The following is a 1,721-nucleotide window of genomic DNA, read 5'->3' on the forward strand; positions in this document are numbered from 1 at the left end:
GGCCGATAGCTGCTCACGCAAGGTCGCTGCCGACAAGGCCCCTTCTTCTGCCCCTGCTTGCGCGATCACGTACGCCACCAGCCGCTTGTCGCCCGGCTGGTCTTCGCGTGCGATCACAATCGCTTCGTGCACGCCTTCGCAGGCCGCCAGTCTCGCTTCGATCTCGCCCAGCTCAATCCGGAAACCACGGATCTTGACCTGGAAGTCTATCCGGCCGATGAAGTCAATGATGCCGTTTGCACGATAGCGGCCCATGTCACCGGTTCGATAAAATCGAGCGCCTGGCTCAAACGGATGGACAACAAACGCGGCTTGAGTTTGCTGTAGATTGTTCAGATATCCTCGCCCTACACCGACTCCGTCTACGCATATTTCACCTGGCATCCCGATTGGTACCGGCTGCAGATGCCTGTCGAGTATATATATCCGATTATTGGGTGTCGGTCGTCCAATCGGTATAGCACTGCCGTCCACCGGTCGTTCCGAGATGACGTGGTAAGTGACGTCATCCGAGCATTCCGCTGGTCCGTATACGTTCATTAATGGAATATGCGGGAAACGCTCAAACCAATCTTGCGTTACCTTCAGCGTCAACGCCTCGCCGGTTGGAAGCAACCAGCGTAACTTGTTGAGCACAACATCACGAGGACAGGCATCAAGCACGCTGCGCATCAAGCTTGGTACCACTTGCAGCAATGTGATTGCTTGTCGGTCCACCGCTGCCAGCAAACGCATCGGATTACAGGCGATACTGTCTTTCAAGATCACCACGGTACCGCCAACCAACAATGCAGACAGAAATTGCCAAACACAAATGTCAAATGCTGGCGATGCTGTCTGCGCCAATCGATCGTTTGACGTCGCGAACATCGTGTCCAATTTACCGAACATATGGTTAAGCATGCCGCGTTGTTCGACCAGCACACCTTTTGGCTTACCGGTCGACCCTGAGGTATAGATAACATAAGCGAGATTGTCTGGACTTCTTGTCACCGCGACATCTTGCATCGGCCCTTCTTGCCATATTTTTTCGACAATTAGTTGGCGCGGCGCTACAGTCATGCCGGAAACGAGTTCTTCAATCATTTCCTGCACTGATTCCGACACCAGCAGCAACGAACTCTGGCTCAATTCCACTACCTCACGCAATCGTTCGATCGGTTGGTTAATGTCGACCGCAAGGAAAGCTGCTCCCGCCTTTAGAACTCCAATCATCATTACCAAAAGCGGCAAGTCGCGCTCGCCAGCAATAACCACTAACGTGTTGGGGCGCGCTCCATTCGTAATGAGTGTCTGAGCCACGCGACTCGCGCGCAGGTCCAATTCCCGGTAACTTAAGCGTATGCCATCGCACTCGGCGGCTGTCCGCTCCGAATTGACCTCCACTTGCTCCGCGAACAAGTCGGCATAGGTCTGTTCCAGCGGGTAGTCCACTTGCGTCGCGTTAAAGCCGATCAGCAGCTGCTGCCGTTCGCTGTCGCTTAACAGCGGCAGTTGACTGATCCGTTGGCTTGCATCGCCGGCCATGGCGGCGAGCAGGATCTGCAAATGACCCGCCAGCCGTTCTATCGTGGCGGCGTCGAACAGGTCGCTTGCATATTCCAGGCCGCCGCTGAGCCGACCGTCGACTTCGCTCAGCGACAAGGTGAGGTCGAAGTGGGCCGTGCGGTGTTCCTGTTCGACTCCGCTCAGGGTCAACCCGGGCAGCGCCAGCTCACCCG

General features: G+C 55.7%; 1 protein-coding gene. It reads right to left on the reverse strand.

Translation table 11 applies throughout. The features are described from left to right. Positions 1 to 1,721: non-ribosomal peptide synthetase (locus KVP70_RS32975; RefSeq protein ID WP_217946660.1), on the reverse strand; the 1,721-nt coding region annotated here is incomplete at both ends.

Origin of the sequence: Duganella violaceipulchra (genome assembly GCF_019166075.1) — a bacterium.
GTDB lineage: Bacteria > Pseudomonadota > Gammaproteobacteria > Burkholderiales > Burkholderiaceae_D > Rugamonas > Rugamonas violaceipulchra.